Source organism: Melittangium boletus DSM 14713, assembly GCF_002305855.1.
Classification (GTDB): Bacteria; Myxococcota; Myxococcia; order Myxococcales; family Myxococcaceae; genus Cystobacter; species Cystobacter boletus.
The window spans coordinates 2,471,658-2,484,376 of the sequence record NZ_CP022163.1 but is presented as its reverse complement, the minus strand read 5'-3'; the positions used below and the strand labels follow the sequence as shown (position 1 = coordinate 2,484,376).

The 12,719-nt window shown below is 69.5% G+C and carries 11 protein-coding genes; 3 read left to right on the top strand and 8 right to left on the bottom strand.

Going from position 1 to position 12,719, the window contains the following annotated elements:
• Positions 1 to 7 precede the first annotated feature (7 nt).
• The 7 genes from MEBOL_RS10325 to MEBOL_RS10295 form a co-directional block, all read right to left on the bottom strand.
• Positions 8 to 1,498, bottom strand: coding sequence for a YcaO-like family protein (locus MEBOL_RS10325; RefSeq protein ID WP_095977259.1), 1,491 nt, complete (start codon positions 1,496 to 1,498; stop codon positions 8 to 10).
• On the bottom strand, positions 1,495 to 2,331 hold the full coding sequence (locus tag MEBOL_RS10320; RefSeq protein ID WP_095977258.1) for an MBL fold metallo-hydrolase: 837 nt from the start codon (positions 2,329 to 2,331) through the stop codon (positions 1,495 to 1,497). Before MEBOL_RS10320 ends, MEBOL_RS10325 begins: the two co-directional genes overlap by 4 nt.
• Positions 2,322 to 3,359 carry a Gfo/Idh/MocA family protein gene (locus MEBOL_RS10315; RefSeq protein ID WP_095977257.1) on the bottom strand — a complete coding sequence of 346 codons (1,038 nt, stop codon included), beginning with the start codon at positions 3,357 to 3,359 and terminating at the stop codon, positions 2,322 to 2,324. The genes MEBOL_RS10320 and MEBOL_RS10315 overlap by 10 nt, the downstream gene beginning before the upstream one ends.
• A gap of 45 nt (positions 3,360 to 3,404) precedes the next feature.
• On the bottom strand, positions 3,405 to 4,340 hold the full coding sequence (locus tag MEBOL_RS10310; protein WP_095977256.1) for an HD domain-containing protein: 936 nt from the start codon (positions 4,338 to 4,340) through the stop codon (positions 3,405 to 3,407).
• Positions 4,341 to 4,343: 3 nt separating this feature from the next.
• On the bottom strand, positions 4,344 to 5,567 hold the full coding sequence (locus MEBOL_RS10305; protein ID WP_095977255.1) for an inositol-3-phosphate synthase: 1,224 nt from the start codon (positions 5,565 to 5,567) through the stop codon (positions 4,344 to 4,346).
• Between the two features lie 277 nt (positions 5,568 to 5,844).
• Positions 5,845 to 7,290, bottom strand: a complete 1,446-nt coding sequence (locus MEBOL_RS10300) for an MATE family efflux transporter (protein WP_095977254.1) — start codon at positions 7,288 to 7,290, stop codon at positions 5,845 to 5,847.
• Positions 7,291 to 7,433: 143 nt separating this feature from the next.
• On the bottom strand, positions 7,434 to 8,471 hold the full coding sequence (locus tag MEBOL_RS10295) for a 6-phosphofructokinase (RefSeq protein ID WP_095977253.1): 1,038 nt from the start codon (positions 8,469 to 8,471) through the stop codon (positions 7,434 to 7,436).
• A gap of 191 nt (positions 8,472 to 8,662) precedes the next feature.
• On the opposite strand from MEBOL_RS10295, the gene MEBOL_RS10290 reads away from it, so the two are divergent.
• The 3 genes from MEBOL_RS10290 (at position 8,663) to MEBOL_RS10280 (ending at position 11,022) form a co-directional block, all read left to right on the top strand.
• A complete protein-coding gene (locus MEBOL_RS10290; protein WP_095977252.1) occupies positions 8,663 to 9,403 on the top strand; it encodes a glucosamine-6-phosphate deaminase in 741 nt (246 codons plus the stop codon).
• Positions 9,404 to 9,558: 155 nt separating this feature from the next.
• On the top strand, positions 9,559 to 10,065 hold the full coding sequence (locus MEBOL_RS10285; RefSeq protein WP_095977251.1) for a DUF1993 domain-containing protein: 507 nt from the start codon (positions 9,559 to 9,561) through the stop codon (positions 10,063 to 10,065).
• A 60-nt stretch (positions 10,066 to 10,125) separates the two neighbouring features.
• Positions 10,126 to 11,022, top strand: a complete 897-nt coding sequence (locus MEBOL_RS10280) for a hypothetical protein (RefSeq protein ID WP_095977250.1) — start codon at positions 10,126 to 10,128, stop codon at positions 11,020 to 11,022.
• 13 nt (positions 11,023 to 11,035) lie between these two features.
• Here MEBOL_RS10280 and MEBOL_RS10275 read toward each other — a convergent pair whose 3' ends face one another.
• Complete coding sequence (locus tag MEBOL_RS10275) at positions 11,036 to 12,682, bottom strand: YfbK domain-containing protein (protein ID WP_095977249.1); 1,647 nt, start codon at positions 12,680 to 12,682, stop codon at positions 11,036 to 11,038.
• Between the last annotated feature and the right edge of the window lie 37 nt (positions 12,683 to 12,719).

Sequence of the window (12,719 nt, the reverse complement as noted above, 5' to 3'; positions counted from 1 at the left end):
CGTGGAATCAGCCCAGGCCGCCGCCGAAGCGGGGCTGGCGCAACAGCAATGGGGCGGCGTGGCGCTTGGGCTCGCGGTAGAGCGAGTACAGACGGCCCACGGTCTGCTCGGCCAGGCGCGTGTTGAACCAGGCCGGGCCTCCCAGCCGCTCCTCGGCTTTCTTCGTGAGGCGGACGGGTTTGGCGCCCTCGGGAGGCTTGCCCAGGCCGGCGAGCGGATCCTCGCGCGCGAGCAGCTTCGCCACGCCGCGCTCGCCGATGCGGTGGTAGCTCATCGTCTCCACCTCGAGCCCGGGGACGATGACCTTGAGCGAGTGGACGGAGTGATCCGAGGGCGACAGGTCCGCCACGAGGATGTCGAAGCCCGCCCGGGTGAGCTTGTCCACGAGGAGGGCGGCGCGCTGCTTCGCGTCGCCGGAGTTCTCCGTGGTGGGCAGGCCGGTGAAGGGCACCCGGCGCGTCTCGGACATCACGGGCTTCTCGAGGAGGGTGCGCATCTGGTTCGCGGTCAACCGGGCCCAGAAAGCCATGGCATGCAGGGCGCGAGGCTCCTCGTCCTCCAGCTTGAGGGAGGGCAGGAATCGGTCGAAGTAGCCCGGGGGCACGATCCTCGCCGCCAGTTCCAGGGGGCCGTTGGCGAAGGACTTGCGCGTGCGCGAGCCCGCGTATTTCAACAGGGCCTTGCGCAGCGCCCGTTCGCGGTCCAGGTCCGCCGCTTCTCCACAGGCCGTGAGCGCCATGGGTTGGTCGTTCACGTGGGGGTCGCGCCCCACCACGTAGAGATTCACGAGGCCGAACTCCGTGCTGGCCAGCTTCGGGATGACCTCGATGCCCAGTTGCTGGTAGCGCGCGAGCAAGGCCTGGATGTCGGGGCCGAGTGGCGCGTTCTCCAGGTCCAGCACCACGCCCTGGTCGAGCGCGCGAAACCGCAAGCCATTGCCGTCGCGCCGGAGCAGTTCGAGGAGGCCGTGGGCGAGCGCCTGTTCACGGGTGAGGCCCGCGCCCTGTCCGTTGGTGATGGGGGTGATGAGGGGCGTGCGCCCGCGCAACTCGCCGTTCCAGGTGGCCACCCACTCCTCGGGGATGAGCACGCGCTCGCCCGTCGTGAGCCGGTTCACCGTCACCCACGTGAGGCGCATGTCCGGGTCATAGAGGCTGCCCGCGTTCAGGCACAGCCGCAGGGGATCCATCACCGAGGACTCGCCGTGGTTGCGCACCAATTCCTTGTAGCTGCCCGTCACGCGGGGGTGGGCCCGGAGGGCGGCCTCGGTGAAGACGGCCTCGGCCATCTCGCCCAGCGCACCCACCTCGGCCTCTTCCAGGGTGGAGCCATGGCCATGGGTGGCGAACTGGGAGCCCGTCTTCAATCGAAGGCTCGCGGCCACCGTTGGAACTCCCACGCGATCGATGGGATCCGCCCGGAACATCTCCAGCGCTCCAGCTGGAAGGGCATGGCGGTAGGCTTCACGGGCTTCGAACAGGTGCTGCTTCTTGCTCATGAGGACAACTCCTCCAGGGCGATGGGCCTCGTGTGCGGCATGCCCGAGAGCAGCCGATCGAACAGGGCCAAGGCATGGGCACGGGTCACTCCGCGCGCGAACTCGAAAGGGGTGAAGACGTTCTCGAAGGGCAGCCGCTCGAACACCTCGCGGTAGCGGCGCAGCTCCCCGTGGCTCAGGGGAATGGCGTAGTGGAAGCCCTTGTGACACGACAGGCCCGTGGGCCGTCCGCGCCCATCCAGCTCCACCTTGAGCGCGTCACCGCAGAAGAGCGAGCACGTGCGCGCGTCGTACATCACGCAGTGGCCCTCGTAGTGGCCGTCCACGTGGTGCAGCGTCAACTCCGGGGCGAGCGTGTGCTCGTCATCCACGGGCCAGCGCACCTGGAAGGCCTTGGTGTGGGGCAGCGCGTCGCGGTGGAGCACCAACTGGGGATCGAAGTGCTCCTGCAACTGCCACAACGCGCCGAAGCCGTGCACGTGTGACGAGGACATCCACCGGATGCCGCCCAGGGAGGCGATGCGCTCGAGCGCTGGCCGCGAGTACCAGGGCGCGCCCTCGAAGGCCACGTTGCCCTCGGGCCGCACCAGCAGCCAGCCCGTGCTCCCCAGCCCGAAGGAGGGCGTGCAGTGGAAGCCGAGCACTCCGGGAATCGCCTCGCGCCAGGACGTCTCCAGTTGTTGGGACACCTGCGCGGCGGAGCGGAAGTCCCAGCCTTTCTCGGGCAGGGCATTGCGCACGTCCATGCAGGTGGGACAGGACAGGGGCAGTTCGTGATCGAACCACGGTTGCCAGGTGCCGCAGTGGGAGCAGGCATAGCGGACTAGCGGCACGCGGTGTCCTCCCAGGCGCGCGGATCGCACGCCTGTGTGAGCAGGCCGAGCAGCCGCACGTCGCGCTCGGGGGTGAAGGGGTAGGGGCGGCCCTCCAGCACGCATGTGGAGAAGGCCTCCACCTGGTTGAGGAAGGGACTGCGGTCTTCTTCCGGGGAGAGCGGCACGGGCCTCTCCTCGCCCGTGGCCGCGTCCGTGAGCGTCAGCGTGCCCCCGGGGGTCTGGCCCATGGTCTTGTAGGCGAGGGCGCGCGCCTGGGTGCCAATCACTTCCAGGGTGCGTCGCGGATAGTTGTCCGGGCAGTTGTAGGCCACCTGGATGATGCCCAGGATGCCGCTCTTGAACTTGCCCATCAGGATGGCGCCGTCGTCCACCGCGTAATCGTGCACCCGCCGCTGCGTGAGGGCGGTGAGCGAGGCCCACTCGTCCTCGAGCAGCACCTCGAGCAGATCGATGCCATGGGGGGCCAGGTCGATCATCGCGCCGCCGCCCGCCTGCCGGGGATCGATGCGCCAGTTGTTGGCCGTCCAGTCGCGAGGCGTCCAGCACGCGTAGTGGATGCGCGCCTGGGTGACGGTGCCGAGCGCGCCCTCGTGGATGAGCGTGCGCAGCTTGCGGTGGGCGCCGTGGTGGCGCTGGTCGAACGCGGTGGCGTACATCACGCCCGCGCGCCGGCAGGCCTCCACCATGCGCACGCCATCCTCCAGGCGGATGGCCATGGGTTTCTCGCAGAACACGTGCTTGCCCGCGGCGGCGCAGGCCTCCGTCAGGGCCGCGTGCGCGTGGTTGGGGGTGGCGATGTAGACCACCGCCACGTCGGGATCCTCCAACACCTCGCGGAGCTCGGTGTGCCGTGGCACTTCGTCCCCGGGCATGCGCGCCAGGGCCTCCGCGTCCAGATCACACAGGGAGACCAGCCGGGAGTTGCCCGCCTGCAACACGGCGGGCGCCACGTAGTCGCGGGCCACCCATCCACATCCCACGATGGCCCACCCGAGCCGGCGTGAGCGAGGCAATGCACAGATCATGGAACCAAAACCTCCCCCCTCGTTCTGCCTTCACCGTGGGCGCCGCTAGTACGGGAGCCCCGCCGCGGCGAGCACGGCGTTCTCGTATGCCCGCATGGGTCCTTCGTGGATCAGCTCCAGGTCTTCCATCGCCTGGCGCAACGTGAAGCCCGCGGCGCGGGCGTGCGCGTCCATTTCCAGCACCCGGTCCAGCGCGTCGGCGGCGTGGAAGGCGCGTGCTTCGGGCGTGTCCGTGTGCGGCAGGATCGTCCGGGCCTCGCGCACGCGGGTGGCGAGCGCTCCGGGCAGCGTGGCCAGCACCTCCTCGGTGATGCGCGCCACCATCGGCGCCGCGTCCTCTCCGAGCAGCCGGTCGCCGTAGTCACCCGCGTCGGGCAGCACCACGTTGAAGAAGTGGTGGCTCAACGCGGCCAGGAAGGGAGTGGCCGGGTCCGCTGCGAAGAGCGGTGACACGAGCACCGCCGCGACGGCCACCACGTAACAATGGTCGGCGTGGCTCTCCGCGGGCAGGAGCACCACCCGGGGCTTGTTGGCACGGGTGGGGCCGGCCCGGGGCTGGCGCACCAGCCGCTCCACGAAGGAAGGCGGCGGTTGGGCGAGCCCAGGCCCGGGCAGCCCGGCGAGGGCGGTGCGCAGGCGCTCGCGCAGTTCCGGATCCAGCGGCTCCGTGGCGGCGTCGAGGCCCCGGCGGAGCACCTTCACGGCGCGCTCGTGGGGCAGGCCGGCCCGGGACATCACCTCCAGGTCGATGCCCCCCAACCGCACTCCGGTCAGGGCGAGCGCCGTCTCCCGGAGTGCCAGGGTCTCCGGGTCGACCCCCGAGACGAGCGCCGCCCAGGCCCGGCGGAACCCCTGTGCCGCCAGTCCGTCCGGTTGCTCTGGCGTGCGGACCCTCTTGAGATCCATCAGTTCGCCCACCAGCGGGCGAAGCCCGGCCAGGCGGTCGGGAACCGCGGTGACTCCCTGCGCGAGTGCCCTCATGACTCAGCCCCGGACGCGCTCGGTGCCGCCAGTGGCCTGTGTGCCTTCCTTGCCCAGCCAGCCCATCAGCCGGCGCTGCTGCTCCGGGACGGAGTGCTCGGGCGTGCCGCCATGGCGGGTCATGGGCGCCTTGAAGAAGCAGCCCAGCTCCTCGATGACGCCAGACTCTCCCCGGCGCTTGGCCAGGTCCAGCGTGCGCGCGAGCTCCACCACGAGCGGCGCGGCGAGGATGGAGTCCTTGCACAGGAAGTTGATCTTCAACTGCATGGGCTGGCCGCAGAAGCCGATGACGTCGATGTTGTCCCAGGCCTCCTTGTTGTCCCCGCGCGGCCGGTAGTACTGGATCTGCACGATGTGATCCTGGACCTTGTAGCCCAGGATGCTGTCGAGCACGGCGCCCTTGGTGTCGATCTTCGACGCCTTGGAGGCCGGGTCATTGAGCGCCTCGCCGTCGCGGTTGCCCAGGATGTTGGTGGAGTACCAGCCATCCACGTAGAGCGCGCGGTCGCGCAGGGCGGGGGCGAGCACCGTCTTGAGCAGCGTCTGTCCCGTCTTGCCGTCCTTGCCCGCCACGGGCGAGCCGTTGCGCCGGGCGAGCTCGAGGAGGGCCGGCACGTCCGCGGCCACGCTCGGGGTGAAGTTGGCGAAGGGGATGCCCTTGGACACCGCCGCGTAGGCGTAGAGCATGGCCGGGCTGATGTTCGGGTCGTTCGCGTCGAGCGCCGCCTCGAAGGCCTCGGGCGTGGCGAACTGGGGCAGCGAGAGGTTGACCGGCCGCTCCGTGGAGGCGACGTTGATCACCACCACCCGGTTGAGCCGTTGCTCCTTCTTGAAGTGTTCCAGGTCGTCGCGGATGCCGTTGACCTGGTCACGCAGGCCCTTGGCCCGCTTCGTGGAGCTGCCCACCACGTTCTTGCAGAAGTCGGTGTTGGACGAGGCCGGCCAGGGCTTCATCTTGCCCAGGATGGGAGACACGGCCGCGAGCTGGGTGTCGCTGAGCACCGAGTGGTTGCGCGCGGCCTTCGCCAGGTCATCGTCGTAGAGATCCCACCCCCCGAAGACCAGATCCCCGTAGTCGATGAGCCCCAGGCCGTGCATCCCCGCCAGTGGCAGTCCCTTGGTGTCCGTCAGGCCCCGCTTGAGCAGTTCCATGCCCGCCACCGCGGTCGTCGCCACCGCGCCACCCAGACCCACCAATGCGACGCCCAGACGTTCTGTTCCCGCCATGTGACCGCCCCCTCTCGTCATGACAATTATCCCACCGGCCCCTGCGACCGCCGGTCCGGTTGAACTCCATGTGGCTCGATATGAGACCCGTGCGAGTCTTTTCGACGCATCCGAGGCTCTCACGAGTTCATGTAATGAATTGCCATGATATGCGCGTCCTACAACCCCTGTCCGAGGGTCCATCTCCGAGGGAGAACGGCATGTCGGCCAGACGAAAACGAGGCCCGCCGCCAGTTGGATGGCGGGGGCCTCGGAGGGGCAAAACCAGACAGGAGCGTCAGATCCGGCGTGTCTTCCAATGACCCCGCCGGAAGAGGACGGCGCACATCACCCCCAGCGCGCAGTAGCCGATGGTGATGGCCAGGAACGCGCCCAGGGGACCGAGGCCCATGGGGACGGAGAGCACCCAGGCCAGGGGGAGCTGCAGGAGCCAGATGCACACCAGGTTGATGAGGGTGGGGGTGGAGGTGTCTCCCGCCCCGTTGAACGCATGCGGGAGCACCGTCCCGAAGGCGTAGAAGAGCAGTCCACAGCTGACGATGCGCAGGCAGCGTGTCGCCTGGTGGACGACCTCGGCCTCGGTGGTGAAGGTGCGCACGAGCGGTTCGGCGAAGAGGATGAAGCCCAGGGCCACCGCGCACAGGAAGATGAGCGTGTGGAGGCTCGCCCGCCAGGCCACGCGCTCGGCCCGCTCGCTGTCTCCGGCGCCGAGGCTCTGGCCCACGAGGGTCCCCGCGGCGTGGCTCACCCCCCAGGAGGGCTGCTGGGCCAGGAGGATGATGCGCATGGCGATGGTGTAGCCCGCGAGCGCCGCGCTGCCGAACTGGGCGATGATGCGCATGAGGACGAGCCAGTTGCCCATGGTGAGCAGGGCCTGGAGCAGGGCGCTGCCGGACAGCCGCAGGAGGGTGAGCAGGGTGGCGGGTTCCACGCGCAGGTGCTGGCGGCGGATCACCAACCGCCCACGGCCCCGGGCGAGCGCCCGGAGCTGGTAGAGCACCCCCACGCCGCGGCTGACGGTGGTGGCCACCGCCGCGCCGAGCACGCCCATTGCCTTCAAGGGGCCCACCCCGAAGATGAAGCACGGGGCGAGCACCAGGTTGAGGGCGTTGGCCACCCAGAGCGCGCGCATGGACGTGGCCGCGTCTCCCGCGCCGCGCAGGATGGCGCTGATGAGGAAGAGCAGCATGATGATGACCATGCTGCCGAGCATCACCCGGGCGTAGGGCGTGCCGTGCGCCACCACCTCGGGCGTGGCGCCCAGCGCCGAGAGCAAGGGGCCCGCGTACAGCACGCCGAGCACCGCCACGGGCACGGACAAGAGCAGCCCGAGCCACAGCGACTGCACCGCCGCGCTCGCGGCCCGCTCCGGGCTCTTCTCGCCCATGCGCCGGGCCACCAGCGCGGTGGCGCCGATGGCCAGACCCATGGGCAGCGTCTGCAGGAAGGTGAGCATCGACTCGGTGATGCCCACGGTGGCCACCGACGCCGCGCCCAGTCTCGCCACGAAGAAGACGTCCACCACGGCGAAGACGGACTCCATCACCATCTCCAGCACCATGGGGATGGACAGCAGCAGGAGCGCTCGGTTGACGGAGCCCGCGGTCAGGTCCCTGGAAGTCCCCCGCAGGGCCTCGCGCAGGGTGGACCACCAGCCCGTGTTGGCATCGAGGGCAGGGGAGGAAGCGGGCGTGACGATTTCAGAGGAGAGCGTTCGCGACATGAAATGAAGCGCGACGGAGGGGTTGGCTCCTTCGCGAATGCCAGGGAACCACCCCCTGGCCGTGCTTCATTTCCACCCCCCGATGCCCGCTCGGACACCGGGTGGAGCCGCGAACGCCCGGGTGCTACCCCCGGTGGATCCCTCTAGCCGAAGAAGACCTGGGCGACCTTGAAGAACTCCTCGGGCACCTTCTTGAGCTCGCGCGTGGCCTCGGACAGGTCCACGCTGACGATGTCGTTGCCCCGCAGGGCGGCCATCTTGCCGAACTCGCCCTGGGCCACCATGTCGCAGGCATGCACGCCGTAGCGCGTGGCCAGCACCCGGTCGTGCGCCGTGGGCGCGCCGCCGCGCTGGATGTGGCCCAGCACCGACACGCGCGTCTCGTAGCCCGTGCGCCGCTCGATTTCATTGGCCACCAGGGCGCCCACGCCGCCCAGCCGGGGCCGGCCCGCCTCGTCCAACGCGCCCGAGGTGACGAGCTGCTCCTGGCCCTCGTGCGTCAGCTTGATGCGCGTGCCCTCGGCCACCACGACGATGGAGAAGGAGCGTCCCGTGGCGTGGCGGTGCTTGATGTGCTCGGCCACCCGCTCCAGATCCGCGGGCACCTCGGGCACCAGGATGACGTCCGCGCCACCCGCCATGCCCGCGTAGGTGGCGATCCACCCCACGTGCCGTCCCATCACCTCGCACACGATGACGCGCTTGTGCGACTCGGCGGTGGAGTGCAGCCGGTCAATGGCCTCGGTGGCGATGCCCACCGCCGTGTCGAAGCCGAAGGTGAAGTCCGTGCCGTTCAGATCGTTGTCGATCGTCTTGGGCACGCCGACGATGCGCAGGCCCTCCTGGGACATGCGCGTGGCGGCCGAGAGCGTGCCCTCGCCGCCGATGGCGATGACGGCGTGGATTTCATGCCGCTCGATGGCGCGTTTGACGCGCTCCAGGCCATTTTCGACCTTGAAGGGGTTGATGCGAGAGGTGCCCAGGATGGTGCCGCCCCGGTGGAGGATGCCCGAGGTGGTCTCCCGGGTGAGGCGGAAGTGGTTGTCTTCGATGAGACCCCTCCATCCATCCCGGAGGCCCATCATCTCGAAACCGTGGGCGCTGGCCCGACGAACGACGGCGCGGATGACCGCGTTGAGGCCGGGGCAATCGCCCCCGCCCGTGAGAACGGCGACTTTCATGAAGTGCCCTTCTAGCTCACCTCCCGGGCGAGTCATGCGCGAAGTTGATGGGAAACCGCCCGTCCGCCTGGGGGGGAGATGACCCTACCCACGCCGCCCCTGGAGCCAGGCCCTATGCGTTGGGTGACTCCCGGCTTTATGCCCCGAGGGGTATTGGCTATGCTGGAGTCCACCTCACGCCACGGCCCGCCTTGAACGTTCGCGTCTTCGCCTCCGAGTTGGAAGCTGCCGCCGCCTGTGCCGCCCACATCGCGGAAGCGCTCCGTGAGAAGCCCTCCCTGGTTCTCGGCCTGCCCACGGGCCGCACCCCGCTCAACGTGTACCGGCAGATGGTGGCCCTGCACCAGCGTGGGGAGTTGGACTTGTCGCGGGCGACCACCTTCAACCTGGACGAATTCCTGGGCCTGCCGCCGGACGACCCGTGCAGCCTCCGGGCCTACATGGACCGCCATCTCTTCCGCCACGTCAATCTGGCCCCCGAGCGCGTCCATTTCCTGGACGGGAGCGCGGAGCGGGCGGAGTGGGAGTGCGCCCGCTACGACGCGAGGCTGACGCAGGCGGGTGGGTTGGACCTGTTGCTGCTGGGCATCGGGTCCAACGGGCTCGTGGCCTTCAACGAGGCGGGAGACAGCCTCCAGGCGGCGAGCCATCGGGTGCGCCTGTCGCGCGAGACGCGTCTGGGCATGGCCTCCTTCTTTGGTGATGACGTCTCCAAGGTGCCCCTGGCGGCACTCACCCTGGGCATGGGCTCGCTCTTCCAGGCGCGCCGGGTCATCCTGCTGGCCTTCGGGGTGCGCAAGGCGGCGGCGGTGACGGCGCTCGTGCGCGGCCCCATCACCTCGCACTGTCCGGCGTCCCTGCTGCAATTGCATGGCAACGTGGAGGTGTGGGTGGACACGGAAGCCGGACGTGGCCTGGAGGGGACGGGTTGATGTCCGCCATCGGGCGCGGCATGGCCCCGAGGCGTTCGAGATCGGGTTGACACGAAATGCCCGGGTTTACATACCAGCGCCCGGCGAGCCTCCGGCGTCCCTGGGGGCTGACTGGCGGCTCGCCCTTCATCTTCCAACCTTTCGGAGCAAGCACCATGTCCCTGTCCATGTACCAGGCCTCGGTTCCCGTCTTCATCCACATGCTGGGCAATCTGTCGGCGATTCTCGGGAAGGCCGCCGCATATGCCGAGACGAAGAAGATCGCCCACCCGGTGTTGCTCGGCTCCCGGCTGGCGCCCGACATGCTTCCGTTGTCCGCCCAGATCCAGATCGCCTGTGACTCGGCGGTGCGCTGTGCCTCCCGGCTGGCGGGGGTCGACCTTCCCAGCAACCCGGACACCGAGACCTCCATCCCCGAGTTCCAGGAGCGCATCGCCAAGTCGATCGCCTTCTTGAAGAGCGTGAGCGCGGCGCAGATCGACGGGAGCGAGGAGCGGACCGTCACCCTCCAGATGCGCACCGGTGAGATGAAGTTCCAGGGACAGCCGTTCCTGCTCGGCTTCGCGCTGCCCAACTTCTATTTCCACCTCACCACGGCCTACGCCATCCTCCGCCACAACGGGTTGGACATCGGCAAGGCCGACTTCCTCGGCAAGTACTGACACGGCGAGGGCCGGAGCGGCGGCGTCGGGACTCGCGGACGCGCTATCGTCTCCGGCCTGATGCCCCACCTGCTCCGTCCCTTCCTGCTGTCGGCCTCCCTGCTCGCCGGGATGTCCGCCTGCGTCACGTCGTCCCACTCGCGAATCCCTCCAGGCGCGGTCGTCCTGCGCTTCGCGTGGCCGGAGACCCTGTCCGCCCGGGTCTCCCACTCCGTCGTCAGCGCGGGCTCCCAAGGGGAGCGCATCTATTGGTGGAAGCTGGGGCCCGGCGAGGGCGAGGGGCCGCGGCGGCTCGTCGTCCAGCCCGGTGAGAGCCCCGAGGCCGGTGTCGCCGCCTTCGCGGACCCCGAGATGTCGGTGCTCTTCGATGCCGAGGGGGCCTTCACCGGGTTCGAGCCGCCCGAGGACTCCGCCGCGATGGGGCTGCTCAACGTGCTTCCCATGGCGCCCGAGCAGCAGGAGCACCTGCGTCGGACGCTCCATGCGTCCCAGGAGGAGGTGGCCCGGATTCGTTGGGAGCAGCGCGTGGGGCACTGGCGCGACGTCATGTTGCTGCCCGGCGAGACGGTGCGCTTCGCGACGAAGATGTGGATGGGGCAGAACGCCTTCCAGCGCGAGGAGGTGGAGGCCGAGGAGCGCACCACCGTCGAGGTGGGGGTGGAGTGCGTTCCCGGCGAGGCGGACAAGCGCTGTGTCCGCCTGCGGGTCGAGACCGCGCCGCTTCATCCTTATAAGGAGTCCGACCCGTGTGAGCACGCCCGGGCCCGCAAGACCTTCGAGCTCGTGACGGATCCCCAGACGCTGCTGCCGTACCTGACGCGCTCGATGCGCGAGGACGAGATCGACTGGTGCCGGGAGGATGGGACGGTATCCACCCGGCGCACGCGCGAGGGCGAGGCGTTCGTCTTCACCTACGGGTTGGAGCCCACGCCGTCGGGCGCCTGGACGCGGCGCTAGCGCCGATAGTGGGTCAGTACGGGACGCTGGCGACCGAGGGGGCGTGGAACTCGCGCACGCGGCGCAGCAGGCCGAGGAATTCGGCGCGGTCGCTCAGGCCCTCCACGGAGGACTCGGCGAGGGACTCGGCGGTGGCCAGGCTCCAGTCGCCGGCCTGGGGCGCGCCCCGGAGGATGTCCGCGGTGCCCGCCACGGCGGCGGCGAAGCGCAGGTTGCTCGAGGCCTTGCGCAGCGAGGCGTGCAACTGGCCGCGCTCCAGGGAGAAGCGCTGCTCGGCGGCCTCCACGCCGCCGGGCTTCTTGGCGCGCACGCGCACCGTGGCCACCTGCGCCGCCCCGCCGGTGAGCTCCACCTCGTACAGGGCGGTGACGGAGTGGCCGGCGCCAATCTCCCCGGCGTCCACCTTGTCGTTGCGGAAGTCCTTGTCGGCGATGTCCCGGTTCTCGTAGCCGAGCAGCCGGTAGCCCCGGACGGCCGAGGGATTGAACTCCACCTGGATCTTCACGTCCTGGGCGATGACCTCCAGCGTGCCCGCGAGCCGCTCCTGGAAGACGCGGCGCGCCTCGCGCTCGCTGTCGATGTAGAAGCAGTTGCCGTTGCCCTTGTCGGCCAGCTTCTCCATCAGGTCATCCCGGTAGTTGCCCATGCCGAAGCCGATGGTGGACAGGGTGACGCCCTCCTGCACGTAGCCCTGGATGCTCGTGAGCATGTCGTCGGCGTTGACGGTGCCGACGTTGGCGTCGCCGTCGGTGAGCACGACCACGCGCGAGACGCGCTGGGGGCCGGCGTGCTTCGTGGCGTGCCGGTAGGCGAGCTGCAAGCCGCTGCCCATGGCGGTGGAGCCGTTGGCGGAGAGCGAGTCGATGGCGGCGAAGAGCGTGTCGCGCTGGGTGGCGGGGGTGGGGGGCAGCACGTCCCGCACGGAGCCCGCGTAGGTGACGAGCGCCACGGTGTCCGTCGGGTTGAGTCCGTCCACCATGAGCTTCATGGACTTCTGGGCGAGCGGCAGCTTGTCCTGGGAGTGCATGGAGCCGCTGGTGTCCACCAGGAAGACGAGGTGGGTGGGCTTGCGCTCGCTCGGGGCGATGGTGCGCCCCTGCAGTCCCACCTTCACGAGGTGCCGGCCCGGGGTGAAGGGCGAGGGCGCTCCCTCCAGGTCCACGTGGAAGTCTCCCTCCTGGGGCTGGGGGTAGCTGTAGCTGAAATAGTTCATCCACTCCTCCACGCGGATGGCGTCGCGCGGAGGCGCGCTCCCCTCGGTGACGTAGCGGCGGAAGAGGGTGTAGGAGGCCGTGTCCACGTCCACCCCGAAGGTGGAGTAGCGGTCCTCTTTCGTGAGGGTGAAGGGGTTGGGCTTGTGGGCCGCGTGCGTGTTGCCCGTCGGGGGGGGCGGAGGCGGGGCGGCGGGGCGGGCGCCGGGGCGGCTATCGCCGCCGGTGCCGCGGCGGACTGGCTCTCGTTTCTGCTGAAGTCGCGCAGGGTCTTCTGCTTGAGCGCGCTGGGCGCTCGCGCCAGCTCCTCGTGTCCGGAGAGTGACGACGCGCTCGCTCCAAAGAGTTTCCGGATGTTGTTCCCGAAGAGGACGACGAGCAGGAACAGGGCGACCAGGAGTCCGGCGCCGAGCAGCAGGAAGCGGAAGAGGCTTTTCTTCATGCTCCAGGGAATCGCACGTTCCGCGGGGCGGAACCGTCGGTCAT